A 26,193-nucleotide genomic window follows, 5' to 3' on the forward strand; every position below is an offset into this window, starting at 1 on the left:
TTCAGTGTCACACACGCGCGGTCAACAGCGCTGACAGCGGCCGGAATGGCTGCAGCCATGCGCCCTGGTCAGGCAGCGAATCTAGGCCGATCCGCGGCAATGGTTCCCGGAAGACGCCGGCGATCTCCTCCAGGTCAACGAAGTCCAAGGTATCCGACGCTAGCGCCCAACTCGCATGTTCGCGAAATCCGATCACTTGGACGCTGGTGCCGCTCCGGGCGATCTCCTCGAGCGGTTGGCGGAACGCCTGTCCGTCGGCCGAGGCCACCACCAGGGCCGCCAGCCCTTCGGTCCGCCGGAGTTCGATATGGGCCAGCATGTCGCGGTCGACGTCGCTGTCCTCATCGATCTTCGGCTTGGCGAACACCGCGAACCCAACGTTACGCAATGCGTCCACCCAAGGCCGGACGACGTCGGCGCTGCCCGGCGCGATGTTGGTGAACACGGTGGCCTCGGGCTCGACGACGACGCCCGGTCGCTGCGCGCTGATCTCGGCCGTGCGCGACAGCAGCCAGCGTCCCAGGGCGTCGAACCGCGGGCGTTCCAAGGCGGTCGGCCGGCGACCCAGGATCGAGCCCAGACCCATGTCGAGGTTGGGGGCGTCCCACACCAGCAACACGCGTCCGCCGGACGGCGAAAAGCCGCCCAGGGCGCCCACGCCGTCGTCCGGCAGCACCGCCGGCGGCGCGACGGGTTCCGCTCCGGCGTTGGTCGTCTCAGTCAGGCTCATCACTCATCGCCTACTCATCGTTTAAGCCAAACGAACTCGGTGACGGCGCTGCCCGCTTCTTGGGCTTTCGTCTCGTACTTGGTGGTCGGGCGGACAGTCGAGATGGGCAGCGGGGTTTCGGGCTCCGCCCGGCGCAACCGGGACTCGCCCGCGCCGACTTCGGCGATGTGCTCGGCGTAGCCGGCGTGGTCCGTCGCAACGTGGAGGACACCACCAGGGAGTAGCCGGTCGGCTATCAAGCCAACCGTGCCCGGCTGCAGGAACCGGCGCTTGTGGTGCCGCGCCTTGGGCCACGGATCGGGGAAGAAGACGCGGACCCCGGTCAGCGAAGCCGGGGCGATGAGCCGCTGCAGCACGTCGAGCGCGTTGTCGCGGACCAATCGGATGTTGGTCACCGCGTCGCGGTCGATCGCGCACAGCAACTGCGCCAGCCCCCGCCGGTAGATCTCGACCGCGATCACATCGACGTCGGGCTCGTCCTTGGCCATCGCCAGCGTCGATGTGCCGCTGCCACAACCGATTTCGAGCACCAGCGGCGCCTGGCGCCCGAACCACGAGCGGGTGTCCAGCGGCGGCTCGTCGCCGACGGTCCCGTCGGTGGGGGTGCCCACCGACAGACCGAGTTCGGGCCAGCGCCGCTCCCACGTCTGGCGCTGGGCGTCGGACAGCGCGGATCGCCGCGACCGGAACGCCGTCGCGGGAAGATAGCGCTGCTCGGGGCGGGCCGATTCCCCGGTCGGCGTGTCGGCGGACATTGCCGCCCCGCGCTGCGCATGCATTTGTCCATGGTGGCCTATGAACACCGGATGTAGCCGCCCCTGGTCCGGATTGATACCCAACAGTTGCCTTGAACTGGTAACTGATTAACGGTGGCTCGCTTCTTGGCGACGCGGATGCCACCATTCGGTGGGACCGCGACGGGGAGATCGGGTCATTCGGACCGAACAGGCGGGATATGAGGGGACAAGGACACCAGATTTTCGGCGACGAGCTGGCGCGGTTCGCCGACGGCCTCGGCGACGCGCGTGTGACGGCGATCGCCAGGCGAACCGCCGCACCCCTGCGCGTGGCGGTCCGCGGCCGTCGCGGGGTCGGCCGCCGAACGGTGGCGCGCGCCCTGGGCCGGGCCGGAAGCGCATCGGGGATCGCGGCGGACCTCCAGCTGACATCGGCGGCCCCGGATCCCGGCATCGATGCGGTGGTCTACGTGGTCGCCGAGGTGGTCAAGCCCGAGGACGCCCACGCCATTGCGACCGCCGGACGTCCGGTGGTGGCGGTGCTGAACAAGGCCGACCTGTCGGGCCGGCGCGGCGACGGGCCGATCGCGGCCGCCCGGGCGCGCTGCGCCGACCTGTCCGCGCTGATCGGCGTGCCCATGGAGCCCATGATCGGTCTGCTCGCGCTCGCGCTCGACGAGCTGGACGGCCCTGAAGACAACCCGCTGTGGGCGGCGCTGCACACGCTCGCCACTCACCCCGGGGGTGCCGCGTGCCTCGACGGCTCCTTCGCCGGGTTCCTGGCGGCGGACGGCCCGGTGCCCGCCGGGGTGCGTCAGCGCCTGCTGGACGCCCTCGACCTGTTCGGCACCGCGCTGGCCGTCGCCGCCATCCGCCAGGGCAGGACCCCGGCGCAGGTGCGCACCCTGCTGCGCCGGATGAGCGGCGTCGACGCCGTCCTAACGCGCCTCGGCGCGCTCGGCGCCGAGGTGCGTTACCAGCGGGTGCTCGCGGCCGTCGCGGGATTAGAGGCGCTGGCCGCCGGCGGGGGTGAGCTCGGCGATCGGATCGGCGGGTTCCTGTCCCGCGACGACACGGTGGTCGCCCGGATGGCGGCCGCGGTAGACCTGGCCGAGGCGGCCGGGCTGGACCCGGGCGACCCCGAGCCGGCCGGCATGGATCGCGACCCCGCCGCGCACCTGCCACGCGCGGTGCGGTGGCAGCGCTACGGCCGCGCCTCGGCGAGCGAACTGCACCGCGCCTGCGGCGCGGACATCGCTCGCGGATCGCTGCGGCTGTGGTCGCAGGCCTGCGCGTCACTGCCGGGGGAATCCTGGTGAGCGACGATCAGATCGCGCAGGTGGACGCGCTGGTCGCCACTATCGCACCGGAACTGGATCCGCCGGCCGTGCACCGCTGCGACGTGGTGCTGGTGACGGGCCCGTGGATGGCCGGGGTGAGCGCGGTGGCTACGGCGCTGCAAGGACGCCTGCCGCAGCACAAGTTCGTGGAGTCGACGGACCTGGGACCCGGCGAGGTGCCGATGGCGGTGGTGTTCGTCGTGTCCGCGGCGGCCCACCTGACCGCCTCCGACTGTGCACTGCTGGACGCGGCGACCGAGCACACCGACGCGGTGGTGGGGGTGGTGTCCAAGATCGACGTGCATCGCAGTTGGCGTGAGGTCGTCGACGCCAACCGCGGCGCGCTGGGCGCGCATGCGCCGCGCTACGGCCGGGTGGCGTGGGTGGGCGCGGCGGCCCTGCCCGACGCGGGTGAGCCGGACGTCGACGACCTGATCGCCGCCGTCGCGGCGCAACTCGACGACCCCGACCTCGCCCGGCGAAACAGGTTGCGGGCGTGGGAATCTCGCCTCGAGACGGTCAAACGGCGGTTCGACCGCGACGTCGAGGGGTCCGGTCGCCGCGCGCGGGTCGAGGCGCTGCGCGAAGAACGCAGCACGGCGTTGCAGCAGCGGCGCCAGGCGAAGAGCGAACGCACCATCACGCTGCGCGGCCAGATCCAGCAGGCGCGGGTGCAGTTGTCGCACTCCGCGCGTAACCAATGCGCGACGGCGCGCACGGAACTGCAGGAACACGCGGCGGGATTGCCGCGGCGCGACATGTCGGGGTTCGAGGCGCACACGCGCGCCCGCCTCGACACGGTGGTCGCCGACGTCAGCGACGGCACGGACACCCAGCTGGCCGACGTCGCGCAGGTGGTGGGCGTGCCGGTGGACCTGCCCGCGCTCGAGAAGCTGCCGACCGTCGAGGTCGCGCCCCCGCCGCTGAAGTCGCGCCGGCAGGAGACCTGGCTGATGATCCTGCTGGGCGTCGGCTTCGGGCTCGGGGTGGCGCTGACGCTGAGCCGGCTGATGAGCGGGGTGGTCTCGCGGCTCAACCCCGCGCTGGCCGTGATCGCGGCGGTGGTGTGCGTGGCGATCTCGGTGGCGCTCACCTTCCTGGTGATCAACATCCGCGCCCTGCTGCATGACCGGGCGCTGCTGGACCGCTGGGCGGGCGACGCGACGTCCTCGCTGCGGTCGGTGGTCGAGGAACTGGTCGCCACCCGGGTGCTGGTCGCCGCGTCGGTGCTGAGCAAAGCGTTGCTGGCCCACGACGAGGCGGAGAATGCGCAGGCATCGGCGGCGGTCGGGGTCATCGACACCGAACTGCGCGAGCACGCGCTGGCCGCCGCGCGGGCCGCGGCCGCGCGGGATCGGGAGATGCCCGCGGTCGCCGCGGCGCTTGAGGCGGTGCGTGCAGAACTCGGAGAACCGGGTATACAAACCCCTATACAAACGGCTGAAAGTCCCGCCGAAGATGTCGGCGGTGACGAAACCGAAAAACCCGCTTCGAGGAGCGAAGATGGCGACCCGTCGGGAGCTTCTGAATCGTTGTTGTGAGAAGGCTTATACCCGCCCGAGACTTCCCCGACAAGTTCCTCACGATAACCTGTAGTTAACGCCACCAAGTCCTTAATTATGTGGGCGACGGCATACCGAGCAACACAGCCCGATACGCGACGAATCCAGGAGAGTTCGATGACCTCAGCGACCATTCCCGGTTTGGACACAGCACCCACGAACCACCAGGGCCTGCTGACATGGGTGCAGGAGGTTGCCGAGCTCACCCAGCCCGACCGGGTGGTGTTCGCTGACGGCTCCGACGAGGAGTTCAACCGGCTGGCCGGGCAACTGGTCGAGGCCGGCACGCTGAAGAAGCTGAACGAGAAGAAGCACCCCAACTCCTACCTGGCGCTGTCCGACCCGTCGGACGTGGCGCGCGTGGAGTCGCGGACGTTCATCTGCACCGAGAAGGAAAGCGGTGCCGGGCCGACCAACAACTGGATGGACCCCGCAGAGATGCGGTCCATCATGACCGACCTGTATCGCGGCTGCATGCGGGGCCGCACCATGTGGGTGGTGCCGTTCTGCATGGGTCCGCTGGGCGCCGACGACCCCAAGCTGGGTGTGGAGATCACCGACTCCGAGTACGTCGTCATCTCGATGAAGGTGATGACCCGGATGGGCAAGGCCGCCCTGGAGAAGATGGGCGACGACGGGTTCTTCGTCAAGGCGCTGCACTCGGTCGGGGCGCCGCTGGACGAGGGCCAAAAGGACGTTCCGTGGCCGTGCAACGACACCAAATACATCACCCACTTCCCGGAGACCCGCGAGATCATGAGCTACGGCTCGGGTTACGGCGGTAACGCCCTGCTGGGCAAGAAGTGCTACTCGCTGCGGATCGCCTCGGCCATGGCCCACGACGAGGGCTGGCTGGCCGAGCACATGCTGATCCTCAAGCTCATCTCCCCGGAGAACAAGGCGTACTACTTCGCCGCGGCGTTCCCGTCGGCCTGCGGCAAGACCAACCTGGCCATGCTGCAGCCGACCATCCCGGGTTGGCGCGCCGAGACGCTCGGCGACGACATCGCCTGGATGCGGTTCGGTAAGGACGGCCGGCTGTACGCGGTCAACCCCGAGTTCGGCTTCTTCGGCGTCGCGCCGGGCACCAACTGGAAGTCCAACCCCAACGCCATGCGCACCATCGAGGCCGGCAACACCGTCTTCACCAACGTCGCGCTCACCGACGACAACGACGTGTGGTGGGAGGGCCTCGAGGGCGACCCGCAGCACCTGATCGACTGGAAGGGCCGCGACTGGACGCCGGACTCCGACGAGAAGGCCGCCCACCCGAACTCGCGCTACTGCACGCCGATGTCGCAGTGCCCGATCCTCGCGCCGGAGTGGGACGACCCGCAGGGCGTGCCGATCTCGGGCATCCTGTTCGGCGCCCGCCGCAAGACCACGGTCCCGCTGGTGACGCAGGCCCGCGACTGGCAGCACGGCGTGTTCATGGGTGCGACCATGGGCAGCGAGCAGACCGCCGCCGCCGAGGGCAAGGTCGGCACCGTCCGCCGCGACCCGATGGCCATGCTGCCGTTCCTGGGCTACCACGTCGGTGACTACTTCCAGCACTGGCTCGACCTGGGCAAGAACGCCGACGAGTCGAAGATGCCGAAGGTGTTCTTCGTCAACTGGTTCCGTCGCGGCGACGACGGCGGCTTCCTGTGGCCGGGCTTCGGCGAGAACAGCCGCGTGCTCAAGTGGATCGTCGACCGCATCGAGCACAAGGCCGGCGGTCAGGACACCCCGATCGGCATCGTGCCGAAGGCCGAGGACCTCGACCTGGACGGGCTCGACGCCAGCAGCGACGAGGTCGCCCAGGCGCTGGCGGTCAACCCGGCCGAGTGGCGCGAGGAACTGCCGCTGATCGAGGAGTGGTTCGAGTTCGTCGGCGACAAGCTGCCGACCGGCGTCCGCGACGAGTTCGAGGCGCTCAAGCAGCGGCTGTCCGAAGCGGGCTGATCAGCCCGCCAGCCGCGAATTGGGGCTGGCTTTCTTCTGCGCGTACATCAGCTCGTCGGCGCGGGCGAGTAGTTCGCCCACGTTCGCGGTGTCGGAAACCGGCGCCCGCACGAAGCCGATGCTGGCCGAGAGACGGTAGGGCCGCTCACTCGTCTTGTTGAAATTCCCGAACGCGAGCGCGAGCCGCTCCTCGAGCGACGGGGTGTCGCCGTCGCTTTCGGTGATCATCACACAGAATTCGTCGCCGCCGATGCGGGCGAGGATGTCGGACTCGCGCCGGATGGTGCGCAGCACCCCGGCGACGTCTTTGATCAGTTTGTCGCCCATGTCGTGGCCCAGCTCGTCGTTGACCTTTTTGAGGCCGTCGACGTCGAGAAAGGCGAGCACGCAATTGTGGCCGAGGTGGTGTGACCCGCGCAGTTTCTGCTCGGCCAGCAGGTAGAAGCCGCGACGGTTGTTCAACCCGGTCAGCTCGTCGGTGACCGACAGCCGGCGGATCTCCTCGTTGGCGTCCTCCAGGGCGGCGGTGCGGTCGCGCACCCGCCGTTCCAGCTCGGAGTACACCCGCACGTTCTCCATCGCGATCGACGTCGAGTCCGCCAGGGCCTGCAGCAGGTGGACCTCCTGGTCGGCCGGCTGGTGCCGGCTGGCCCAGTAATTGCCGATCGCGCCGATCGGCTCGAGCTTGCGGATGGGCACCATCACCAGGCTCTTGACGAAGGTGGGGCGGTACAGGGCGTGCGGGATGCGCGGGTCGCCGTAGATGTCGGGGATCACCGCCGCGTCGCGGTTGAGCATCGCCCAGCCGCTGATGCAGGACCCGATGGGGAAACGGCTGCCCTTCCACAGCGGGGCGATCGCGTCCTCGTCGGCGTAATAGCAGCTGTCGTTGTCGCGGAGCACGAACGTCGCGCCGTCACAACCGGTGAGCTCGCGCGCCGAGGAGCGGACGATGCGCTGCAGGTCGGGCAGGGTGCGCGCCAGCGACAGCTCCTGAATGGCGTGCACGAGCCGCTCCATGCCGTCGACATAGTCGGAATCGGCGAACGAAGATGCGGCAGGCTCCGATTCTTGCTCGGCGGTCATGCGCACCTCCGTGCGGCAGTGGCGTATCCCGCCGCGCGTTGCTGACCAAGGTCGGGTTCCAGGGCCCACGGCGCTCTACTTGACTGCATTATGGCTGGCGCCGCGCGCCCCGCGCCGGGATTGACGCAGAAACTCGCCGGGTCCACCCACCACTTAACACCCGTCAAGTTTGGCGGCGGTACAGTCTGCGCATGCAGATCCGCCCGTATATCGGCGCCGACAAACCTGCTGTCATCCTGTACCCGTCCGGCACGGTCGTCACCTTCGATGACCTCGAGGCCCGCGCCAATCGCCTGGCGCACCGGTTCCGTCAGGCGGGCCTGCGCGAGGGTGACACGGTCGCCATCCTGATGGAGAACAACGAGCACATCCACGCGGTGATGTGGGCTGCTCGCCGCAGCGGTTTGTACTACGTGCCCATCAACACCCATCTGACCGCGGCGGAGGCCGCCTACATCGTCGACAACAGCGCCGCCAAGGCGATCATCGGCTCGGCCGCGCTGCGCGAAACCTGCGCCGGCCTCGCCGAGCAGCTGCCGCGCGGGCTACCGGAACTGTTGCTGATCGCCGCCGAGAAGCAAGACGAGGGCCTGCCGGGCTGGGAGCGCTACCCGGAATGCGTTGCCGGCCAACCGGATACCCCGATCGACGACGAAATCGAGGGTGACCTGCTGCAGTACTCGTCCGGAACCACTGGCCGGCCCAAGGGCATCAAGCGCGAATTGCCGCACGTTCCCCCGGCCGACGCCCCCGGCATGATGTCGGCGCTGGTCGGCTTCTGGATGACGCCCGATTCGGTCTACCTGAGCCCCGCGCCGCTGTACCACACGGCGCCGTCGGTGTGGTCGATGAGCGCGCAGGCCGGCGGCATCACCACGGTGGTGATGGAGAAGTTCGACGCGGAGGGCTGCCTGGATGCCATCCAGCGGCACCGGGTCACCCACGGACAGTTCGTGCCGGCGATGTTCACCCGGATGCTGAAACTGCCTGATGCGGTGCGTCATTCGTACGACCTGAGCAGCCTGCAGCGGGTGATGCACGCCGCGGCGCCGTGCCCGGTGGAGATCAAGAAGCAGATGATCGACTGGTGGGGTCCGATCATCGACGAGTACTACGCCTCCTCCGAGGCACACGGGTCGACGCTGATCACCGCCGAAGATTGGCTGGCGCATCCGGGTTCGGTCGGCAAGCCCATGGGCGGCGCCGTGCACATCCTGGACGAGAACGGCGACGAGCTCCCGCCCGGCCAGGCCGGCGAGATCTACTTCGAGGGCGGGTATTCGTTCGAATACCTCAACGACCCAACGAAAACCGCGTCATCGCGCTCCAAGCACGGCTGGGCCACCGTCGGCGACATCGGCTACGTCGACGACGAGGGCTACCTGTACCTGACCGACCGGCGCCACCACATGATCATCTCCGGCGGGGTCAACATCTACCCACAAGAAGCCGAGAACCTTCTGGTCACCCACCCCAAGGTGATGGACGCGGCGGTGTTCGGCGTTCCCGACGACGAGATGGGCCAGCGCGTCACCGCGGTCGTGCAGACCGTCGACCCCGCGGACGCCACCGACGCGTTCGGCGATGAGCTGCTGGCCTGGCTGCGGGATCGCCTGGCGCACTACAAATGTCCGCGATCGATCGCCTTCGAAGCGCAGCTGCCGCGCACCGACACCGGCAAGCTCTACAAGAATGGGCTGATCGAGAAGTACTCGGTGTGACCGATGCTCCGGGTGGTCGACCTGTCGAGCGCGCCGGAGGACGGTCCGGCGTCGCCGCCCGGCGTGATCATCGCCGTCGGCTCGGCCGACGACATCGCTAGGGCCGGAACCTGGCTTGACGCAGCGACTTTCACGCTGACCGAGGACGCCTGCGCCGACCGCCGGGTCATCACCGTCGATTCCGTGTCCGACGCGCTGGTCGAGCTGACCGATCGCTGTCGACGTTGGCCGCACGCCGGCGGGATCTGTGACGACGTATTGCGCGCGGTGGATCCCGAGGGGCCGACGCTGGCCGGGGTGGTGGCCGAGTCGCTGGGGTATTCAACGCTGCAGTCCGGCCCGGAGTTCGCGCGGTGGCTACAGGAGCGCGGCCGGGTCCGCATGCCCGACATCGCCGACCCGGTACTGGCGGACCGTGACGGCGACATCCTGCGCATCGCCTTCAACCGGCCGCAGCGCCACAACGCGTTCTCCACCGACGCCCGCGCGGCGCTGTTGGAGGCGCTGTCCGTCGCGCAGCTGGATCCCTCGGTCACCGGCATCGTGTTGAGCGGCAACGGCCCATCGTTTTGCAGCGGTGGAGATCTCGCCGAATTCGGCACCTTCGCCGACCCGGCGAGTGCCCACCTCGCCCGCACCCGGCACAGCCCCGCCCTCGCGCTCGACGCGCTGACCGCGCGACTCGGCCGCGCGTGCCGCGCCGAGGTGCACGGCCGGGTGATGGGCAGCGGACTGGAGATGGCCGCGTTTTGCGGGTGGGTCACCGCCCGCGGCGACGCGGTGTTCGGGCTACCCGAATTGGCGCTCGGCCTGATCCCCGGCGCCGGCGGCACCGTCAGCGTCACCCGGCGGATAGGCCGGTGGCGCACGGCGTATCTCGTGCTGTCCGGCCACACCGTGGACGCCGAGACCGCGTTGGCCTGGGGGTTGGTGGACGAGGCCTAGCGACCGCGCCGCGGCACGCTCGACGTGGCCCGGGTTCGGCGTCAGAAGCCCGAATACGTGGTCGTGGTCGTCGAGGGCAGATGGGAGACGACCAGCACCCCGGCGACGACGTAGATCAGCACGAAGATCACCGCCGCGACGACGCCCACGATGGCGCCGATGATGGCCCACTTCTTGGCGTTGTTGGCCGCCTCGTGCGCCTCGGCGTAGCGGCCCTGCGCCCACAGCCCGGAGACCTTGTTGGAGTACACAATCGAGACGATCCCCAGCGGCAGGCAGCACAGCACCGTGCACAGGATCGCCCAGACCAGATAGTTCTCGGGTTCCGGCTGGCCCTGCCAGCCCGGCTGGGCCGCGGGCCATCCCGCGGGCGGCTGACCCGGCCACGCCGGAGGCGGCTGCGGCGGATACCCCGGCGGCGGCTGACCTTGCCAGTCCGGCGGCGGTTGGCCTTGCCATTCCGGTTGTTGCCCTTGCCATTCCGGCTGTTGCCCGGGCCATTCAGGCGAACCGCCGGGCGGCGCGGGAGGATAACTCATGGCGGCTGCCTTTCCCTTTGGTTCGGAAGTCAGGCAAATATACTCCCAAACGCCGTTCTGCCGCCGCGCGATTGACAAGCCCGCGTCAGATCCCGCCGCGGGTCACCAGTTGCCGGGCGATCACATTGCGCTGGATCTCGTTGGTGCCTTCACCGACGATCATCAACGGCGCGTCCCGAAAGTAGCGTTCGACGTCGTATTCGGTGGAATAGCCGTAGCCGCCGTGGATTCGCACCGCGTTCAGCGCGATCTCCATCGCCACCTCGGAGGCGAACAGCTTGGCCATCCCGGCTTCCATGTCGCAGCGTTCACCGCTGTCGTAGCGCTCGGCGGCGTAGCGGGTGAGCTGGCGGGCGGCGGTGAGTTTGGTCGCCATGTCGGCCAGGTAGTTGCCCACCGACTGGTGCTGCCAGATCGGCTGCCCGAAGCTCTCCCGCTGCTGGGCGTAGGCCAGCGCATCCTCGAGCGCGGCGGTGGCCACGCCCAGGGCGCGGGCCGCCACCTGGATGCGGCCCGTCTCGAGTCCCTTCATCATCTGTGAAAAGCCCTCGCCCGCAACGCCACCCAGTATCGCCGTTTCCGGCACCCGGTAATTGTCGAAGGACAGCTCGCAGGACTCCACGCCCTTGTAGCCCAGCTTGGGCAGGTCCCGCGACACCGTCAGGCCCGGCCCGTGCTCGACGAGCACGATCGAGATGCCCGTGTGGCGCGGCTTGGCGTTCGGGTCGGTCTTGCACAACAGGGCGATCAGCCCGGAGCGGCGGGCGTTGCTGATCCAGGTCTTGGACCCGTTGATCACCAGGCCGCCCGCGTCGTCGCTCAGGGCGGTGGTCGCCATGTTCTGCAGGTCCGAGCCGCCGCCGGGCTCGGTCAATGCCATGGTGGCGCGCACCTCGCCGCCGGCCATCGGAGGCAGGTAGGTCCGCTTCTGCTCCTCGGTGCCGAACAGCGTCAGCAGCTTGGCGACCACGGTGTGCCCGCCCATCGCGCCGGCCAGGCTCATCCAGCCCCGCGCCAGTTCCTCGGTGACCCGGACGTAGCAGGGCATGGACACCGGCGAGCCGCCGTACTCCTCGGGCACGGCAAGCCCGTAGATGCCGATCCGCTTCATCTGCTCGATCCACGCCTCGGGATAGGTATTGGCGTGTTCGGTCTCGCGCACGCTCGGCTTGACCTCGCGGTCGATGAACGCCCGCACCGTCGCGACCAGCATGTCCTCTTCGTCGTTCACCTATGAGCACCTCGTCGATTCGCGCCGAACGTCGACTTGCTGGGGAAAATCGGCACCAGCAGGTCGACGTTGGGGCCTGATCCGGATTGACCCTCGATTCCACAGCCTGCCAGCATGTGGCGTTGTGACTAGTGACGGGTATGCGCGGATTCGCGAGGGTGGGCCGTACTTCGACGACCTCTCGGTGGGGCAGGTGTTCGACTGGGCGCCGTCGATGACGCTGTCGTCCGGCCTGGCGGGCGCGCACCAGGCGATCGTGGGCGACCGGCTGCGCCTGGCGCTCGACGCCGATCTGTGTGGGGCGGTGACGGGGCTGCCCGCCCCGCTGGCCCACCCGGGGTTGGTGTGTGACGTGGCGATCGGCCAGTCGACGCTGGTGACCCAGCGGGTCAAGGCCAACCTGTTCTATCGCGGCCTGGTGTTTCACCGGTTCCCCGTCATCGGCGATTCCCTCTACACCCGCACCGAAGTGGTTGGGCTGCGGGCCAATTCACCCAAGCCGGGCCGGGCCCCGACGGGCTTGGTGGCGCTGCGGATGATCACGATCGACCAGGCCGACCAGTTGGTACTCGACTTCTACCGTTGCGGGATGCTGCCCGCCGGACCGGATTTCGATGCCGACAACGCACCGCACGACGATCTGTCCACCATCGGCGCCGACGTGCCCGGCCCGGCCCACGATCCCACCGCGCAATGGGACGGTGAGGCTTTCCGCACCAAGGTGCCCGGGCCGCACTTCGATCCCGCTCTGGCGGGATCGGTGCTGCACAGCACCGCCGACGTCGTCACCAATGCCCCCGAGCTCGCCCGGCTCACCCTGAATATCGCTGCGACCCATCATGATTCGCGGGTCGGCGGGCGCCGGCTGGTGTACGGCGGACACACCATCGGGCTGGCGCTCGCGCAGTCCGGCAGGCTGCTGCCCAATCTGGTGACGGTGCTGGGCTGGGAGTCGTGCGATCACACAGGTCCCGTACACGAGGGCGACACCCTCTACAGCGAGCTGCACATCGAATCCGCCGAGCCGACCGAGCATGGGGGAGTGCTCGGGTTGCGGTCGCTGGTGTATGCCGCCGGTGACGCGGAGGGCGGGCCGGACCGGCCGGTGCTGGATTGGCGGTTTCGCGCGCTGCAGTTCTAACGACGATGCGCGCCACGAGCACAATGGGGGGCGTGAGCTCGGCCGCAACCGCCTGGGGAAGCAGCGGGCTGGCCTACCTGACCGGCCCGCCCGACGGACCCGCCGACTTCTCCCGCGCCCGCGTGCTGTCCCGCGCGCACGAGGTGGCCGCGGCGATCGGCGGCCGCTGGGGCATCGACGTCGACGCGGCCGGGCTGCTGACCGGCCGGGCCGCCCTACGGGGCCTGACCCGCGCCGGCCGGGTGTCGCCCGGCGGCGCCACCCGCCTGCTCGCGGCGCGGGACGGCTGGTGCGCGCTCACCCTCTCCCGCGCCGACGACCTCGCCGCCGTCCCGGCGCTCCTGCAGGTCGACGACGCCGCGGTCGACCCGTGGCCGCAGCTGCGACGGTGGGCCGCCACCCGTGCGGTCCCCGACATCGTCGAGCGGGCGGCGCTGCTCGACATCCCGGCGGCGGGCCTGGGTGAGGCGACGGCCGCGCCGTCGCACACACGCCGCATTGGACCGCCGGCGCCACCGCGCGCGCCGCGGGGGCTGCTGGTGGCCGATCTGTCCTCGATGTGGGCGGGCCCGCTGTGCGGTCGGCTGCTGGCCCACGCCGGGGCGACGGTGGTCAAGGTCGAAAGCCCTCGCCGCCCGGACGGAACCCGCGCCGGGGACCGAACCTTCTTCGACTGGATGAACCACGAAAAGCTGTGCTATGGCATCGATTTCGACAGCCATACCGACGAATTGCGCGAGCTCCTCACGGTCAGCGACGTCGTCATCGAGGGCTCCCGCCCGGCCGGGCTGGCGCGCCGGGGCCTCGGGCCCGACGACGTCGCGCCACGACCGGGCCGAATCTGGTTGCAAATCACCGCCTATGACGGCCGCCGGCCGGGATTCGGGGACGACGCCGCCGTCGGTGGCGGCCTGGTCGGGACCAGCGCCGAGGGGCCGGTGTTCTGCGGCGACGCCATCGCCGACCCGCTGACCGGCCTGCAGGCGGCGCTGGCGGTGGCCGAATCCCTGGCGCGCGGCGGCGGCGAATTGATCCGCCTCTCCATGGCGGCCGTCGCCGCGACCTACGCGGCGCTGCCCACGGGGCCCTCGGAGTCGCCCGCGCCGGTGTCACCGCCGCTAATGCCGCCGGCGGCGCCTCCCGCGTCCGGGCTGGGCGCCGACAACGCGGCGGTGCGCCACCTCGTCGGCCAAAGGCGTTGCCTGTCATGCTGATTCGTCAGGCGACCCTGCTGGATGGGACCGTGACCGACATCCGCGTTGGCGCGCAGATCGAGGAGATGGCGCCCTCGGGCGAGGGCCTGACCCCGCGGGCTGGCGAGGGCGTGCTGTACGCGGGCGGCGGAACCGTGCTGCCCGGGCTGCACGACCACCACGTGCACCTGCGCTCGGCGGCCTCGGCGCTCGATTCGTTCTTCGTCGGACCGCCCGGGGTCAGCACCGAAGCCGAGCTCACCCAGTTGCTGGCGAACGCCACGCCCGGGCCCGACGGGTGGATTCGCGCCGTCGGCTACCACGATTCGGTCGCCGGGGAACTCGACCGGACCGCTCTGGACGCGATGGTCCGCAGCGTGCCCGTGCGCATCCAGCACCGCAGCGGCGCGTTGTGGATCCTCAACTCCGAGGCGCTGGGCCGGATCGGCCTGGCCGAACACCCCGACGGGCGACTGCGCAGCGCCGACGACGGCTGGGCGCAGGCCCTGGACCGACGCGAAACCGACCTCGCCGAACTCAGCCGCCGCATCACGGCGACCGGCGTCACCGGGGTCACCGACGCCACCCCCGACCTCGACGCCGACGACAGGGCCTTGCTGGCGGCGGCGCACGGCCGCGGCGAGTTCCGGCCACGGGTCAGCTTCCTGTCCCCGGGCAAGAAAATCCTGCACGACGACCGCCTCGACCTCGACGGCCTCACGGAATGGATTGCCGGGCAGCACAACACGGGCCAACCGGTCGCCGTGCACTGCGTGACCGCGGCCCAGCTGGTGGTGACCATCGCCGCCCTGCGCGCGGCCGGCGGCCACCCGCAGGACCGCATCGAACACGCCGCGGTGGTGCCCGACGACAACGTGGCCGACCTCGCCGAGCTCGGGGTCACCGTGGTCACCCAGCCCAACTTCGTCGCCGAGCGCGGCGATCAGTACCTCGCCGAGGTTGCCGCCGCCGAGCACGATCAGCTGTGGCGCGTCGCGGCGCTGCGCGACGCGGGCGTGCCGGTCGCGCTGTCCACCGACATGCCATTCGGCCACGGCGACCCGTGGACGGCGATGCGCGCCGCGGTGCACCGCACCACACCGAGCGGTGCCGTTCTGGGCGCCGACGAATGTGTCTCGCCGTCAACGGCTTTGACGATGTTTCTGGGGTGCGCGGATCGACCGGACCGGGTGCGCGCCGTGCGCACCGGGCAGCCGGGCGACCTGTGCGTGCTCAGCGAGCCACCGGCGACGGCGCTGGCCGAGCTGGACGCCGGCATGGTGGCCGCCACCGTCATCGGCGGCGAGCTGGTGTACTTCGCGATGTGACCCGGCGGTCAGGACGCCGGGGCGAGCGCGGCGCGCAGGATGTCGCATTGGCTGCCGAAGAACTGTTGCGACACTTGAAGTTTCGGCGCGATCAGGTCGAACCCGTGGAAGGCGCCGGGAACGATCTCGACCTGGCACGGCACCCCGGCGGCTTTCAGCCGTTCAGCGTAGGCGAGGTCTTCGTCATGGAACAGGTCATGCGTGCCCACACCGATCCACGCCGGGGGCAGCCCGCTCAGGTCGTCGCGCCGGGCGGGCACCGCGACCTGCGGGTCCGCGCCGCCCAGGTATGCGGCCCAACCGAATCGGTTGCTGCGGTTGTCCCAGAGCCGGTAGTTCGCGCTGGGCTCGGTCGCCGAACTGCGGTCGTCGAGCATGGGATAGGTCAGCAGCTGAAACGAGGGGCTCACCTCGGCGCGGTCGCGGGCCAGCAGGGCCAGGGCCGCGGCGAGGCCACCGCCGGCGCTGGCACCCCCGATGGCCACCCGGTACCGGTCCACCGACGGCAGCCCGGCGAGCCAGGTCAGCGCCGCGTAGCAGTCTTCCAGCGGTGCGGGGTACGGATGTTCGGGCGCCAGGCGGTATTCCACCGACGCCACGGTGATGCCCAGCCGCCTGCTGAACCCGCTGCACAACCGGTCGTCCTGCTGGGCGGTGCCGATCACGTATCCGCCGCCGTGAATCCACAGCAGCGCGGGCGTCGGCTCGCTGACACCGGCGGGCCGGAACAGCCGGACGCCGGCCCCGGACTCGAGGGTGATCACCTCGACGTCGCGGACGGGCTTGCCCAGCCGCGCCCGCCAGTCCATCGCCGCCCGCATGATGGGCAGGGTGCGTGGGCCGACGAGCCGCCGGGGAGCGAAGCGGGCGAGTTTTTGCAGGTCAGGATGAACAGCGTCGTTCGTCACCGATCCAGTATCACCGACGGGGAAAATGAAGGGACCGCTATCGGTGTTCTGCCGTTCATGACACGAGGAGGCCGCGTGCCCGCAAACGTCCCCCACCTCGCCACGCGATTGGTCGACACGACGCTCGGGATGCTTCGGGTCCAGGTGAGTGGCGGAACCGGTCCCGCGGTCCTCATGTGGCCGAGCCTGCTGATGACGGGCGACCTGTGGGCCGGGCAGGCCGCCCGGTTCGGCGACAGCCATCGCCTGGTGCTCGTCGACCCGCCCGGCCACGGCAGCAGCGCGCCGCTGAGCGGGCCCTTCAGCTTCGCCGACTGCGCGCGCTGCGTCGTCGACCTGCTGGACGGGCTCGGCATCGACCGCGCCCACTTCGTGGGCAACTCCTGGGGCGGGATGATCGGCGGCACCTTCGCCGCGCTGCACCCCGAACGGCTCGACCGCGCCGTGCTGATGAATTGCACCGCCTCCAAAGCCGGTGTCGCACAAAAGATTCAGTACGCCGCCATGCTGTGGCTGGCGAGACTGCTCGGCGGCATCCGGCCGCCGCTGACCCGGTCGGGCATCCGCGCCTTCCTGGGCCCGACCACGCTGCGCACCCGCCCGGACGTGGTCGAGGCCGTGCGGACGAACGTGGCTGCGGTGAACGCCGATTCGGTCCGCTGGGCGGTGCGCAGCGTGGTCTCGGCCCGGCCCGATCAGCACGCCCTGCTGGCGCGCGTCACGGCGCCGGTGCTGGTGGTCGCCGGCGCGGAAGACGCCACCTTCCCGGTGGCCGAAACCCGGGCCATGGCCGAGTCGATCCCTACCGCGTCCTTCACCGTCCTGGACGGGGTCGCGCACCTCGCGGCGCTCGAGGACCCCGCCCGGGTGAACGCGCTGCTGGAGTCGTTTCTGTTCGGGTGACGCGGCGCCGCTATCGAACCGAAACACGCGTTGCCACGTAGCCCTAACGGGCCCGTGCAGGGCCCACAAGGCAGTGGATTAACCGAACCGCGATCGGGGTATCGGTGCAATGCTGGCGAACGTGCTTGCCGTCAGCTTGTGGGGTTTGTCGGCTCGTGTTCGCTACGTCCCGCCTGGGGCCGCGCGTCGCAGGCCGCCCGATCGGCCGCGACGCGAGGGGCGAGACATGCTGGGGCAGCTATACGATCGGGCACTCGGCGGGGAGCGATGTTGGATCCGCCATGATGACGGCGAACTGCGGCCGCTGCCGGCGCACCGCTGGTTGGGCGTGCGATGTCCCCCCGACGGCTCAGGCGGATCCGGTGACGCCGTCGACGAGGTTTTCGACGAGGCCGTCACCCAGATGTGCACCGGGCCGACCATCGAGCTGGGCTGCGGTCCGGGGCGGTTGGTGGCGAGACTGATCCAGCGGGGCATCCCCGCACTCGGTATCGACCGATCCGCGACCGCGATCCAGCTGGCGGGCCGGGGCGGTGCGCCGGCCCTGTTGGGTGACGTGTTCGAGGAGCTGCCCGGAACGGGCTTGTGGCAGACGGTGTTACTGGTCGACGGCAACGTCGGGCTCGGTGGAGACCCGCTGCGGATTCTCGGGCGCGCCTTCGAGTTGTTGGCCCGCGGCGGCCGTTGCATCGCCGAATTCGAAGCCGAGACCATCGGCATCCGGTCGCGCTGGGTCCGCCTCGAGTCGTCGTGCGAGGTCGGGCCCTGGTTTCGCTGGGCCACCGTCGGGGTGGACAGCGCCGCCGCGCTGGCCGCGCAGGTGGGGCTGACGCTGACCGGCGTCCGCCTGATCGGCGACCGGGTGATCGCCAGCCTGGCGGCGGTCTGAGCGTGTCGCGCGCAGCTAAATCAGGCGCACGTAGCGAACCGCCAAATGCGTTCCAAACAGGGTGAATAACCCCGTCAGCGACACCCCTGGGCAAAGCGTGAGCGCAACCATAGCCGGTTCTACGTAAACACCGGTTTCGGCGACCTGCCCGGGGGTACAGTTCCCGACATGACGGCGAACCGACCGGGTTTCACACCGTGGATGAAGTGGTTGCTGCGGGCCGGTCCCGCCGACTATGCGCTGGCGCTGAGCGTGGCCGGGGCGTCGCTGCCGGTTGTCGGCAAACACCTCGAGCCGCTGGCCGGCATCACCGCCATGGGCGTGTGGGGCGCGCGGCACGCACCCGAGGCGATCTCCGCGGCGAAAAAGGACTGGTTCACGCCGGGGATCAACGACGCGCGGCGCCGGGACCGTGAGAGCACGCGGCAGGTCTCCCTCGCGGCGTTGCGGGGGGTCGTGTCGGCGGCGGACCTCGAGATGGATTGGCCGGCGGCCGAACGGACACCGCCGATCTGGGACGGCCTGCGCCAGCGGCGCCACCTTTATCGCCGGGGCGTCCACTACGGGGACCACCCCGCACAGGTGCTCGACGTCTGGCGCCGCAAAGACTTGCCCGCGCAACCCGCGCCGGTCCTGATCTTCCTGCCGGGCGGCGCCTGGGTGCACGGCAGGTGCATGGGTCAGGGGTCCGCGCTGATGTCGCGGCTGGCCGAGCAGGGGTGGGTGTGCCTGGCGGTCGACTACCGCGTCGCGCCACACCACCGCTGGCCGCGCCACATCGTCGACGTCAAAACCGCCATCGCGTGGGCGCACGCCAACGTCGACAAGTTCGGCGGCGACCGCAATTTCGTTGCGATAGCGGGGTGTTCGGCCGGCGGCCACCTGTGCGCGCTGGCCGGGCTGACCCCCGACGACCCGGAGTACCGGGCGAAGCTGCCCGAGGGTGCGGACACGTCGGTGGACGCGGTCGTCGGAATCTATGGCCGGTACGACTGGGAGGACCGCTCGACGGCGGAGCGCGCCCGGTTCGTCGAATTCCTGGAACGGGTCGTGGTGAGAAAGTCGATCGCCCGTCACCCCGAGGTATTCCGGGCCGCCTCGCCGATCGCCCGAGTGCACCGTAATGCGCCGCCCTTCCTCGTGATTCACGGCAGCAAGGACAGCGTCATCCCGGTGGAGCAGGCGCGCAGCTTCGTCGAGCGGCTGCGGACGGTGTCGCATTCGACGGTGGGCTACCTGGAGTTGCCGGGCGCGGGCCACGGATACGACCTCATCGACGGCGAGCGCGCCGGCGCGGCGGCACACGTCGCCTCCCTGTTCCTCAACCAGGTTTATCGCACCAAGACACGGATCGGGGCAAAAGAGGTTATCTGAGCCGGCGCCGCTGAGTATGGTCCCTCTATGGGTAAGGGGCAGCGGTGAAGAGGCTTAGCGGCTGGGACTCGGTGCTGCTGTACAGCGAAACGCCGAACGTGCACATGCACACCATCAAAGCCGCCGTCATCGAACTGGACGTTGATCGGCGTTCCCTGGACGTCGACGCGTTCCGGCAAGTCATCGCCGGCCGGCTGAACAAGCTCGATCCGTTCTGCTACCAGCTCATCGAGGTCCCCCTCAACTTCCACCACCCGATGTGGCGGGAAAACTGCGAGGTCGACCTCGACTATCACATCCGTCCCTGGCGAGTGTCGCCGCCCGGGGGCCGCCGCGAGCTGGACGAAGCCATCGGGCAAATCGCCAGCACCCCGCTCGACCGCAGCCGCCCGCTCTGGGAGATGTACTTCGTGGAAGGGTTGGCCAACAACAGGATTGCGGTCGTCGGCAAAATTCACCACGCGCTCGCCGACGGCGTCGCATCCGCGAATTTGTTGGCCCGCGGCATGGACCTGCAGCCGTGCCCGGACGGCGGACCGTACATGTGCGACCCGCCCCCGACCACGCGGCAGCTCGTCGCCTCGGCGCTCGCCGACCACGTCCGCCACGTTGGGCGGCTGCCGCACACGATCCGCTACACCGCGCAGGGTTTGGGCCGGGTGCGCCGCAGCACACGCAAGTTCTCCCCGGAACTGACGCGGCCGTTCGAGCCGCCGCCGACGTTCATGAACCACAAGCTCACCCCGGAACGCCGGTTCGCCACCGCCACACTGGCCCTGGCCGACGTCAAGGAGACCGGCAAGCGGCTCGGGGCGACGATCAACGACATGGTGCTGGCCATGTCGACGGGCGCGTTGCGCACCCTGCTGTTGCGCTACGACGGCAAGGCCGAGCCGTTGTTGGCTTCGGTGCCAATGAGTTTCGACTTCTCGCCCGAGCGGATCTCCGGCAATCGTTTCACCGGCGTGCTGGTCGGCCTGCCGACCGATTCCGACGATCCGCTGGAGCGGGTGCGGTGCAGCCACGAGAACGCGATCGCCGCCAAGGAAAGCAACCAGCTGATGGGACCGGAGTTGGTCAGCCGGTGGGCGGCCTACATGCCGCCGGGCCCCACACAGGCCTTCTTCCGGTGGGCGTCCGGCCGCGATGGCCACAACAAGATCCTCAACCTGAACATCTCCAACGTCCCCGGGCCGCGCGAGCGCGGCCGCGTGGGCGGTGCGCTGGTCACCGAGATCTATTCGGTGGGCCCGTTGACCGCCGGCAGTGGGCTCAACATCACCGTGTGGAGCTATGTCGATCAGCTCAACATCTCGGTGCTCGCCGACGGGGCCACGTGCGAGGACCCGCACGAGGTCACCGACGCCATGGTCAACGATTTCATCGAAATACGCAGGGCCGCAGGGATTTCGGAGAAGCTCACCACAATCGAAGCCGCGATGGCGCCGGCCTGACCGGGTCGGCACGGTCGCTGACCGCGCGCGGGCGGTAACCCGAATCTCGCCGGGCCGTTAACGCCATTCCCGTCGACCGTTACCATCGGTCCGACAAGTCAGTAGCGTGACGAACAAGGGAGCACCGTGAGCGAAGAGGCCAACGAACCCGAAGTCCTGGTCGAACAGCGGGACCGGATCCTCATCATCACGATCAACCGGCCGAAGGCCAAGAACGCGGTCAACTCCGCGGTGGCCAACGGCCTGGCCGCCGCCGTCGACCGGCTCGACGACGAACCCGGCCTGTCGGTCGGCATCCTCACCGGCGCGGGCGGCTCGTTCTGCGCGGGCATGGACCTCAAGGCCTTCGCCCGCGGCGAGCTCCCGATCGTCGAGGGCCGCGGCATGGGCTTCACCGAACGTCCGCCGGTCAAGCCGCTGATCGCGGCGGTCGAGGGCTACGCGCTGGCCGGCGGCACCGAGCTGGCGTTGGCGACCGACCTGATCGTGGCCTCCAAGGACTCGGCGTTCGGCATCCCGGAGGTCAAGCGCGGCCTGGTCGCCGGGGGCGGCGGGCTGCTGCGGCTGCCGCAACGCATCCCGTCCGCGATCGCCATGGAGCTGGCACTGACCGGTGAAAACCTGAGCGCCGAGCGCGCGCACGCGCTGGGAATGGTCAACGTCCTCGCCGAGCCCGGATCGGCGCTGGACGCGGCGATCGAGCTGGCCGAGAAGATCGCCGCGAACGGGCCGCTGGCGGTGGCCGCCACCAAGCAGATCATCGTCGAGTCCCGCGGCTGGAGCCCCGAGACCATGTTCGCCGAGCAGAACAAGCTGCTCGCCCCGGTGTTCTCCTCCAACGACGCCAAGGAGGGCGCGATCGCCTTCGCCGAGAAGCGCCCGCCCAAGTGGACGGGCACTTAATCGGTCAGGTAGCGCTGCAGCGTCGGCCCCAGCCGGCCGACCAGGTCCTCGATGCTGGTCGACGCGAGCGGCTCGATCTTCAGCTGGTAGCGCGCGAAGGCGAGCCCGGCCAGGTGGCTGGCCACCAGCTCGACCCGTAGCTCGGCATCGGCAACCCCGAATTCCGTCGCGACCCGCTCGGCGATCGGGCCGGCGAGGCTGTCGTGCAACACCTTTCGCGCCTCGGGGTGGATCGCCGCCGAACGCCACAGCGTCAGGAACGGCTCGAACACGGCGCCTTGTTCCCAGTGCTCGAGGAAGCGGCGCGCCAGCCGTTCGCCGACCCGTTCGGTCCCCTCGTCGAGCAGCGTGGCCAGCTGGTGCAACGGGTGCTCGGGACCGGTCAGCGTGGACGCGGTGAACAGACCTTCCTTGTTGCCGAAAAAGTAGTAGACCATCGCGACGTCCACACCGGCGTCGGCCGCGATTGCGCGGACGGTGGCCCGTTCGTACCCGTCGCGCATGAAGCGTTCGCGCGCCGCATCGATGATGCGCTGTCTGTTCACTTGGCCGGTGCGCCACCGGCCGGCGCGCCGCGCTGCTGGCATGCGCACCAGAATACTTCAACAAGCGTTGGCGAATGCCGTCGCGCGGCGTACCTTAGTTGTTGAACGAAGGTTGAAGTATTAGCTGAAGGAGGCCTTCAATGGTGACGAGGACGCGGCGACGCCTGTGGTGGCGCCACCTGATGTCGGTCCTGTTGTTCCCGGCGACGATGACGCTCGTGGTGCCGGCCCTGATCGTCGGCACGGCCGGCGTGCACGAGCCGCGCCTGGATGCCGCGCCGACGATCGCGCTGATCACGGTCGGCTGCGTGCTGATCGCCGCCGGCCTGGCCCTGATGATCTGGACGAATGTGCTGTTCGACCGGGTGGGCGAGGGGACGCTCGGGCTGGGCAACGTGATGGGGGAGCCGGTCCATCTGGTGGTGCGGGGCCCGTATCGGCACGTGCGGAACCCGATGATCACCGGCGTGCTGTGCATCCTGCTCGGCGAGGCGGCCATCATTGCATCGGGCCCGCTATTGCTTTGGTTCGCAATCTTTTTCACGTTCCAGGCCATCGCCATCCGGTTCTGGGAGGAACCCCATCTCGCCGAGCGCTACGGCCGTGAATACGTCGACTATCGAAGCAACGTGCCGCGCTGGATCCCGCGGGTCTCGGCCTGGGATCCGCCCGCCCGCTCCTGAGGCGGTGGCAAGCGCCGGCACCGATCGCAACTCGGGGTTCCCGTCCCACCGTTGCCGTCGAGGGACCCGCCGTGACCAGGGCGCCCGTCGCGCGGCAAGCTCGGCATCGAGGGACAATCCGGCTGAGTTACACTGCAGACGAGATTTGTAAAGGGCCGGGAATCCAGAAGGATCGAGGATGAGCATTTCGTTGCTGCTCGAGATGGCCGTGTCCGGCGACGCCGAGCGCACCGCGGTGGTGTCCGGCGATTTGCGGCTGACCACGCAGCAGCTCAGCGATCTTGCCGACGGCGGCGCGGGGGTGGTCGCGGCCTCGGGAGCCAAGCACCTGGTGTACGTGGGCACCGGCGGCGCGATGCTGCCGGTGTTGATCTTCGCCGCGGCGCGCGCCGGGGTGGCGTTCACGCCGATCAATTACCGGCTCTCCGCCGAGGGCATCCAGGCGCTGATCGAGCGGCTGCCCGAGCCGTTGGTGGTGGTCGACGGTCGCTACCGGGAGATGATCGGCGGCGTGTCGGACCGGGTGATGGTGTCCGACGACTTCCTCGACGCCGCCGGCGGTGCCGAGCCCGCGGCGGAATTCCCCGATCCGGACGCCGTCGCGATCGTGCTGTTCACGTCGGGCACCACCTCGCAGCCCAAGGCCGTCGAGCTCTCGCACAACAACCTGACCAGTTACGTCACCGGGACGGTGGAATTCGGGGCGGCCGCCGACACCGATGCCGCGCTGATCTGCGTGCCGCCGTACCACATCGCCGGGGTCAGCGCCGCGCTGTCGAATCTGTATGCCGGCCGCAAGATGGTGTACCTGCCCAATTTCGATGCGCAGGAATGGGTTCGGCTGATCAACACGGAGAACGTGACCACCGCGACGGTGGTGCCGACCATGCTCGACCGCATCGTCACGGTGCTGGAGAACGGGGACGGGCCGGCCATCGAGTTGCCGTCGCTGCGCAACCTCGCCTACGGCGGCTCCAAGGTCGGTTTGCCGCTGGTTCGCCGGGCCCTCGAGCTGCTGCCCGACGTGGGCTTCGTCAACGCCTACGGCCTGACCGAGACCAGCTCGACGATCGCGGTGCTGACACCCGACGACCATCGCGCGGCGCTGGCGGCGTCGACTCCGGAGGGCGCGCGGCGGCTGGGGTCGGTCGGGCAGGCGGTGGCGGGCATCGAGCTGCAGATCCGCGACGAGGCCGGCAACGTGCTGCCGCCGGGCGAGACCGGTGAGCTGTTCGTGCGGGGCGAGCAGGTCTCGGGCCGCTATACCGGGATCGGTTCGGTGCTCGACGAGAACGGCTGGTTCCCGACCAAGGACATCGCCATGCTCGACGACGAGGGCTACCTGTTCATCGGTGGGCGCAGCGACGACACGATCATCCGCGGCGGCGAGAACATCGCGCCCGCCGAACTCGAAGAGGTCCTGGTCGAGCACCCCCACGTGCGGGACGTCGCCGTGGTCGGGGTCGAGGATCCGCAGTGGGGCCAGGCGATCGTCGCGGTGGTGGTGCCGGCGCCGGGCGTCGACCCCGACCCCGCGGAACTGCGCGAATTCGTCCGCAAGAGTTTGCGCGGATCACGCACCCCCGACGAGGTAGTGTTTCGCGACGAGCTGCCCACCACCGCCACCGGCAAGGTGTTGCGGCGGGAGATCATCCAGACCCTCACGGAATTGCGCTCCGCGCCGGCCCAGCAGTAAGCGATCAAGGACGGAAATCAATGATCAAGAACGGAACTCGTCTCGCCAGCCAGGTATGCGACACCCAGGTGATCGTCGTCAGAAGCGCGGACAGCCTCGACGACCTGCGGTGTGGCGGTGCGCCGATGGTGCCGGTGGGCGCCGAGCGCTCGGGCGAACTGGACCCGGCGTTCTCCGACGGCACGGTCATGGGCAAGCGCTACGTGGACGAATCCGGCGCCGAGGTGCTGGTGACCAAGCCCGGCGCCGGAAGCCTGAGCATCGGGCAGACCGCGCTGCACCTCAAAGAGGTCAAGCCGCTACCCGCGAGCGACTGACGACGTCACTGCGAGCCGGCAGGCTTGCCCGGGATCTTGTTCCGGAGAACGAATTCCTTTGCCTTGATCAGGAATTCGAGCTGCTCACCCACTTGGTGTAGTGGGCCTGCGTTGCGGGTCGACCGCGACAGGACGATGGCGCCCTCCAGCGCGGAGATCGACATCACGGCCAGCGACGCGGCGTCAGCGTCGTCGAAGCCGTCATTGACGAACGCGCGGGTGAGCGCGGTGCACCAGCGGCCCAGGATCGCGCCGGCCTCGGTGGAGAGCTTGGGCCCGTCACCGTCGGAACACCCGATCGCCGCCGCCACCACCGGGCAGCCGGCGGTGAAGCCGCCCTCGGTGAGCAGCCGCTCCCAGTACCCGACGAACTCGGCCAACAACTCCCGGGCGCCGCGCCCGGCGGCGTCGTCGATCAGGGCGGTGATGGAGTCGCCGGAGTAGCGCAGCGCTTCGGTCAGGATCTGATTGCGCCCGTCGGGAAAGTGGTAGTAGACCGAGCCACGCGGGGCGCCACTGCGGGCGAGCACCGCGTCGATCGTCACGCCCGCGGCGCCGCGCTCACGCATCACCTCGGCGGCGCTGGCCAGCATTTTTGTCCGGGTGTCCCCGCGCTTCGTCGGGGCGTCACCGATAGTCGGCACTGTCGTACCTCCCGAGGCTGGCGTCATGCAGCGTGCGAGTGGCGCAGCGCCGGCCAGTGCATATGACGCGGGCTGAAGCGGAATGTCCGGCGCCGCAACTCTGGCATCTCGCGGGTGAATTGATAGCCGGCGACGTTGAGCTCAATGATCCACATGGTGTTCTCCCGGCCTGTGTGCGGCCCTTGATTATGCTAAGAACCATATAAGACATCCGTAAATTAAGCAATTTCTCAGGCGAAATGTGACGTACGCCGCACAAACAGGGCGCGTCGGCGCGGCGGTCCGCACTTGCGGCCGCGTGAACCGGCCGAAAATATGCTCTATTGCATAACCGCTAGAACGCGGCCAGGGACGGCCCCCCAAACGCCGAACGCGCACCC

General features: G+C 69.5%; 25 protein-coding genes. 16 read left to right on the top strand and 9 right to left on the bottom strand.

All coding sequences use genetic code 11. From position 1 onward, the window contains the following. Window positions 1-7 precede the first annotated feature (7 nt). Both QGN31_RS01320 and trmB read right to left on the bottom strand, forming a co-directional pair. Window positions 8-730 (bottom strand): NYN domain-containing protein, encoded by a 723-nt coding sequence (locus QGN31_RS01320; protein WP_008261879.1) that lies wholly within the window; start codon window positions 728-730, stop codon window positions 8-10. 14 nt (window positions 731-744) lie between these two features. Then, entirely contained in the window at window positions 745-1,527 is a 783-nt protein-coding gene (gene trmB / locus QGN31_RS01325) for a tRNA (guanosine(46)-N7)-methyltransferase TrmB (RefSeq protein ID WP_233425343.1), read from the bottom strand. Between the two features lie 158 nt (window positions 1,528-1,685). On the opposite strand from trmB, the gene QGN31_RS01330 reads away from it, so the two are divergent. The 3 genes from QGN31_RS01330 to QGN31_RS01340 all read left to right on the top strand — a co-directional run bounded on the left by QGN31_RS01330 (window position 1,686) and on the right by QGN31_RS01340 (window position 6,313). Then, window positions 1,686-2,786 (top strand): hypothetical protein, encoded by a 1,101-nt coding sequence (locus tag QGN31_RS01330; protein ID WP_014943100.1) that lies wholly within the window; start codon window positions 1,686-1,688, stop codon window positions 2,784-2,786. After that, the gene (locus QGN31_RS01335; RefSeq protein ID WP_014943099.1) at window positions 2,783-4,348 is read left to right on the top strand and encodes a hypothetical protein; all 1,566 of its coding nucleotides are present in this window, start codon (window positions 2,783-2,785) and stop codon (window positions 4,346-4,348) included. The genes QGN31_RS01330 and QGN31_RS01335 overlap by 4 nt, the downstream gene beginning before the upstream one ends. 138 nt (window positions 4,349-4,486) lie before the next feature. Next, window positions 4,487-6,313, top strand: a complete 1,827-nt coding sequence (locus QGN31_RS01340) for a phosphoenolpyruvate carboxykinase (GTP) (RefSeq protein WP_014943098.1) — start codon at window positions 4,487-4,489, stop codon at window positions 6,311-6,313. Here QGN31_RS01340 and QGN31_RS01345 read toward each other — a convergent pair whose 3' ends face one another. Next, the gene (locus QGN31_RS01345) at window positions 6,314-7,399 is read right to left on the bottom strand and encodes a GGDEF domain-containing protein (protein WP_008261873.1); all 1,086 of its coding nucleotides are present in this window, start codon (window positions 7,397-7,399) and stop codon (window positions 6,314-6,316) included. A 191-nt stretch (window positions 7,400-7,590) separates the two neighbouring features. Here QGN31_RS01345 and fadD4 point away from each other — a divergent pair, with 191 nt between their 5' ends. Further along, the gene (gene fadD4 / locus QGN31_RS01350) at window positions 7,591-9,120 is read left to right on the top strand and encodes a fatty-acid--CoA ligase FadD4 (RefSeq protein WP_008261872.1); all 1,530 of its coding nucleotides are present in this window, start codon (window positions 7,591-7,593) and stop codon (window positions 9,118-9,120) included. A gap of 3 nt (window positions 9,121-9,123) precedes the next feature. Then, on the top strand, window positions 9,124-10,065 hold the full coding sequence (locus QGN31_RS01355; RefSeq protein ID WP_008261871.1) for an enoyl-CoA hydratase/isomerase family protein: 942 nt from the start codon (window positions 9,124-9,126) through the stop codon (window positions 10,063-10,065). Between the two features lie 41 nt (window positions 10,066-10,106). On the opposite strand, the gene QGN31_RS01360 is transcribed toward QGN31_RS01355, so the two are convergent. After that, entirely contained in the window at window positions 10,107-10,604 is a 498-nt protein-coding gene (locus QGN31_RS01360) for a CD225/dispanin family protein (RefSeq protein WP_008261870.1), read from the bottom strand. Between the two features lie 85 nt (window positions 10,605-10,689). Then, a complete protein-coding gene (locus QGN31_RS01365) occupies window positions 10,690-11,835 on the bottom strand; it encodes an acyl-CoA dehydrogenase family protein (RefSeq protein WP_008261869.1) in 1,146 nt (381 codons plus the stop codon). Window positions 11,836-11,959: 124 nt separating this feature from the next. Here QGN31_RS01365 and QGN31_RS01370 point away from each other — a divergent pair, with 124 nt between their 5' ends. Genes QGN31_RS01370 through QGN31_RS01380 form a run of 3 tightly spaced genes read left to right on the top strand, consistent with a single transcriptional unit; the run spans window position 11,960 to window position 15,497 of the window. Continuing rightward, entirely contained in the window at window positions 11,960-12,976 is a 1,017-nt protein-coding gene (locus QGN31_RS01370) for a MaoC family dehydratase (protein WP_014943095.1), read from the top strand. 23 nt (window positions 12,977-12,999) lie between these two features. Further along, on the top strand, window positions 13,000-14,190 hold the full coding sequence (locus QGN31_RS01375) for a CoA transferase (RefSeq protein WP_043955476.1): 1,191 nt from the start codon (window positions 13,000-13,002) through the stop codon (window positions 14,188-14,190). Further along, a complete protein-coding gene (locus QGN31_RS01380) occupies window positions 14,184-15,497 on the top strand; it encodes an amidohydrolase family protein (RefSeq protein ID WP_014943093.1) in 1,314 nt (437 codons plus the stop codon). Before QGN31_RS01375 ends, QGN31_RS01380 begins: the two co-directional genes overlap by 7 nt. A gap of 8 nt (window positions 15,498-15,505) precedes the next feature. Here the strand turns inward: QGN31_RS01380 and QGN31_RS01385 are convergent, their stop codons facing one another. After that, complete coding sequence (locus QGN31_RS01385; protein ID WP_008261865.1) at window positions 15,506-16,405, bottom strand: alpha/beta hydrolase; 900 nt, start codon at window positions 16,403-16,405, stop codon at window positions 15,506-15,508. 129 nt (window positions 16,406-16,534) lie between these two features. Between QGN31_RS01385 and QGN31_RS01390 the strand changes: the two genes are divergently transcribed. From QGN31_RS01390 to QGN31_RS01410, 5 genes are all read left to right on the top strand, one after another. Next, window positions 16,535-17,308: an alpha/beta fold hydrolase gene (locus QGN31_RS01390; protein ID WP_071196530.1), complete on the top strand. Its 774-nt coding sequence runs from the start codon at window positions 16,535-16,537 to the stop codon at window positions 17,306-17,308. A 226-nt stretch (window positions 17,309-17,534) separates the two neighbouring features. Continuing rightward, window positions 17,535-18,197, top strand: coding sequence for an SAM-dependent methyltransferase (locus tag QGN31_RS01395; RefSeq protein ID WP_014943091.1), 663 nt, complete (start codon window positions 17,535-17,537; stop codon window positions 18,195-18,197). A 168-nt stretch (window positions 18,198-18,365) separates the two neighbouring features. Further along, window positions 18,366-19,571, top strand: a complete 1,206-nt coding sequence (locus tag QGN31_RS01400) for an alpha/beta hydrolase (RefSeq protein ID WP_014943090.1) — start codon at window positions 18,366-18,368, stop codon at window positions 19,569-19,571. A 44-nt stretch (window positions 19,572-19,615) separates the two neighbouring features. Continuing rightward, complete coding sequence (locus QGN31_RS01405; RefSeq protein ID WP_014385998.1) at window positions 19,616-21,025, top strand: WS/DGAT/MGAT family O-acyltransferase; 1,410 nt, start codon at window positions 19,616-19,618, stop codon at window positions 21,023-21,025. Window positions 21,026-21,151: 126 nt separating this feature from the next. Beyond that, entirely contained in the window at window positions 21,152-21,928 is a 777-nt protein-coding gene (locus tag QGN31_RS01410; protein WP_008261853.1) for a crotonase/enoyl-CoA hydratase family protein, read from the top strand. Here the strand turns inward: QGN31_RS01410 and QGN31_RS01415 are convergent. Beyond that, on the bottom strand, window positions 21,925-22,515 hold the full coding sequence (locus QGN31_RS01415; protein ID WP_008261850.1) for a TetR/AcrR family transcriptional regulator: 591 nt from the start codon (window positions 22,513-22,515) through the stop codon (window positions 21,925-21,927). The two genes, QGN31_RS01410 and QGN31_RS01415, sit on opposite strands and share 4 nt — an antisense overlap. Window positions 22,516-22,613: 98 nt before the next feature. On the opposite strand from QGN31_RS01415, the gene QGN31_RS01420 reads away from it, so the two are divergent. The 3 genes from QGN31_RS01420 (at window position 22,614) to QGN31_RS01430 (ending at window position 25,169) form a co-directional block, all read left to right on the top strand. Then, entirely contained in the window at window positions 22,614-23,156 is a 543-nt protein-coding gene (locus QGN31_RS01420; RefSeq protein ID WP_008261849.1) for a methyltransferase family protein, read from the top strand. Between the two features lie 178 nt (window positions 23,157-23,334). After that, window positions 23,335-24,852, top strand: a complete 1,518-nt coding sequence (locus QGN31_RS01425) for a class I adenylate-forming enzyme family protein (RefSeq protein WP_008261848.1) — start codon at window positions 23,335-23,337, stop codon at window positions 24,850-24,852. A gap of 20 nt (window positions 24,853-24,872) precedes the next feature. Then, window positions 24,873-25,169 (top strand): hypothetical protein, encoded by a 297-nt coding sequence (locus QGN31_RS01430; protein WP_008261847.1) that lies wholly within the window; start codon window positions 24,873-24,875, stop codon window positions 25,167-25,169. A gap of 5 nt (window positions 25,170-25,174) precedes the next feature. On the opposite strand, the gene QGN31_RS01435 is transcribed toward QGN31_RS01430, so the two are convergent. Both QGN31_RS01435 and QGN31_RS01440 read right to left on the bottom strand, forming a co-directional pair. Next, complete coding sequence (locus QGN31_RS01435) at window positions 25,175-25,840, bottom strand: TetR/AcrR family transcriptional regulator (RefSeq protein ID WP_172417544.1); 666 nt, start codon at window positions 25,838-25,840, stop codon at window positions 25,175-25,177. Then, on the bottom strand, window positions 25,837-25,968 hold the full coding sequence (locus tag QGN31_RS01440; protein WP_014381414.1) for a hypothetical protein: 132 nt from the start codon (window positions 25,966-25,968) through the stop codon (window positions 25,837-25,839). Before QGN31_RS01440 ends, QGN31_RS01435 begins: the two co-directional genes overlap by 4 nt. Window positions 25,969-26,193: the final 225 nt, after the last annotated feature.

The organism is Mycobacterium sp. 2-64 (assembly GCF_035918375.1).
GTDB lineage: Bacteria > Actinomycetota > Actinomycetes > Mycobacteriales > Mycobacteriaceae > Mycobacterium > Mycobacterium intracellulare.

Excerpts from the sequence above, each read along its gene's own strand:
- QGN31_RS01320 (WP_008261879.1), bottom strand. The coding sequence starts at position 730 with ATGAGCCTGACTGAGACGACCAACGCCGGAGCGGAACCCGTCGCGCCG.
- QGN31_RS01330 (WP_014943100.1), top strand. The coding sequence starts at position 1,686 with ATGAGGGGACAAGGACACCAGATTTTCGGCGACGAGCTGGCGCGGTTC.
- QGN31_RS01340 (WP_014943098.1), top strand. The coding sequence starts at position 4,487 with ATGACCTCAGCGACCATTCCCGGTTTGGACACAGCACCCACGAACCAC.
- QGN31_RS01345 (WP_008261873.1), bottom strand. The coding sequence starts at position 7,399 with ATGACCGCCGAGCAAGAATCGGAGCCTGCCGCATCTTCGTTCGCCGAT.
- fadD4 (WP_008261872.1), top strand. The coding sequence starts at position 7,591 with ATGCAGATCCGCCCGTATATCGGCGCCGACAAACCTGCTGTCATCCTG.
- QGN31_RS01355 (WP_008261871.1), top strand. The coding sequence starts at position 9,124 with ATGCTCCGGGTGGTCGACCTGTCGAGCGCGCCGGAGGACGGTCCGGCG.
- QGN31_RS01360 (WP_008261870.1), bottom strand. The coding sequence starts at position 10,604 with ATGAGTTATCCTCCCGCGCCGCCCGGCGGTTCGCCTGAATGGCCCGGG.
- QGN31_RS01375 (WP_043955476.1), top strand. The coding sequence starts at position 13,000 with ATGGGGGGCGTGAGCTCGGCCGCAACCGCCTGGGGAAGCAGCGGGCTG.
- QGN31_RS01380 (WP_014943093.1), top strand. The coding sequence starts at position 14,184 with ATGCTGATTCGTCAGGCGACCCTGCTGGATGGGACCGTGACCGACATC.
- QGN31_RS01390 (WP_071196530.1), top strand. The coding sequence starts at position 16,535 with ATGCTTCGGGTCCAGGTGAGTGGCGGAACCGGTCCCGCGGTCCTCATG.
- QGN31_RS01395 (WP_014943091.1), top strand. The coding sequence starts at position 17,535 with ATGCTGGGGCAGCTATACGATCGGGCACTCGGCGGGGAGCGATGTTGG.
- QGN31_RS01400 (WP_014943090.1), top strand. The coding sequence starts at position 18,366 with ATGACGGCGAACCGACCGGGTTTCACACCGTGGATGAAGTGGTTGCTG.
- QGN31_RS01415 (WP_008261850.1), bottom strand. The coding sequence starts at position 22,515 with ATGCCAGCAGCGCGGCGCGCCGGCCGGTGGCGCACCGGCCAAGTGAAC.
- QGN31_RS01420 (WP_008261849.1), top strand. The coding sequence starts at position 22,614 with ATGGTGACGAGGACGCGGCGACGCCTGTGGTGGCGCCACCTGATGTCG.
- QGN31_RS01425 (WP_008261848.1), top strand. The coding sequence starts at position 23,335 with ATGAGCATTTCGTTGCTGCTCGAGATGGCCGTGTCCGGCGACGCCGAG.
- QGN31_RS01430 (WP_008261847.1), top strand. The coding sequence starts at position 24,873 with ATGATCAAGAACGGAACTCGTCTCGCCAGCCAGGTATGCGACACCCAG.
- QGN31_RS01435 (WP_172417544.1), bottom strand. The coding sequence starts at position 25,840 with ATGACGCCAGCCTCGGGAGGTACGACAGTGCCGACTATCGGTGACGCC.
- QGN31_RS01440 (WP_014381414.1), bottom strand. The coding sequence starts at position 25,968 with ATGTGGATCATTGAGCTCAACGTCGCCGGCTATCAATTCACCCGCGAG.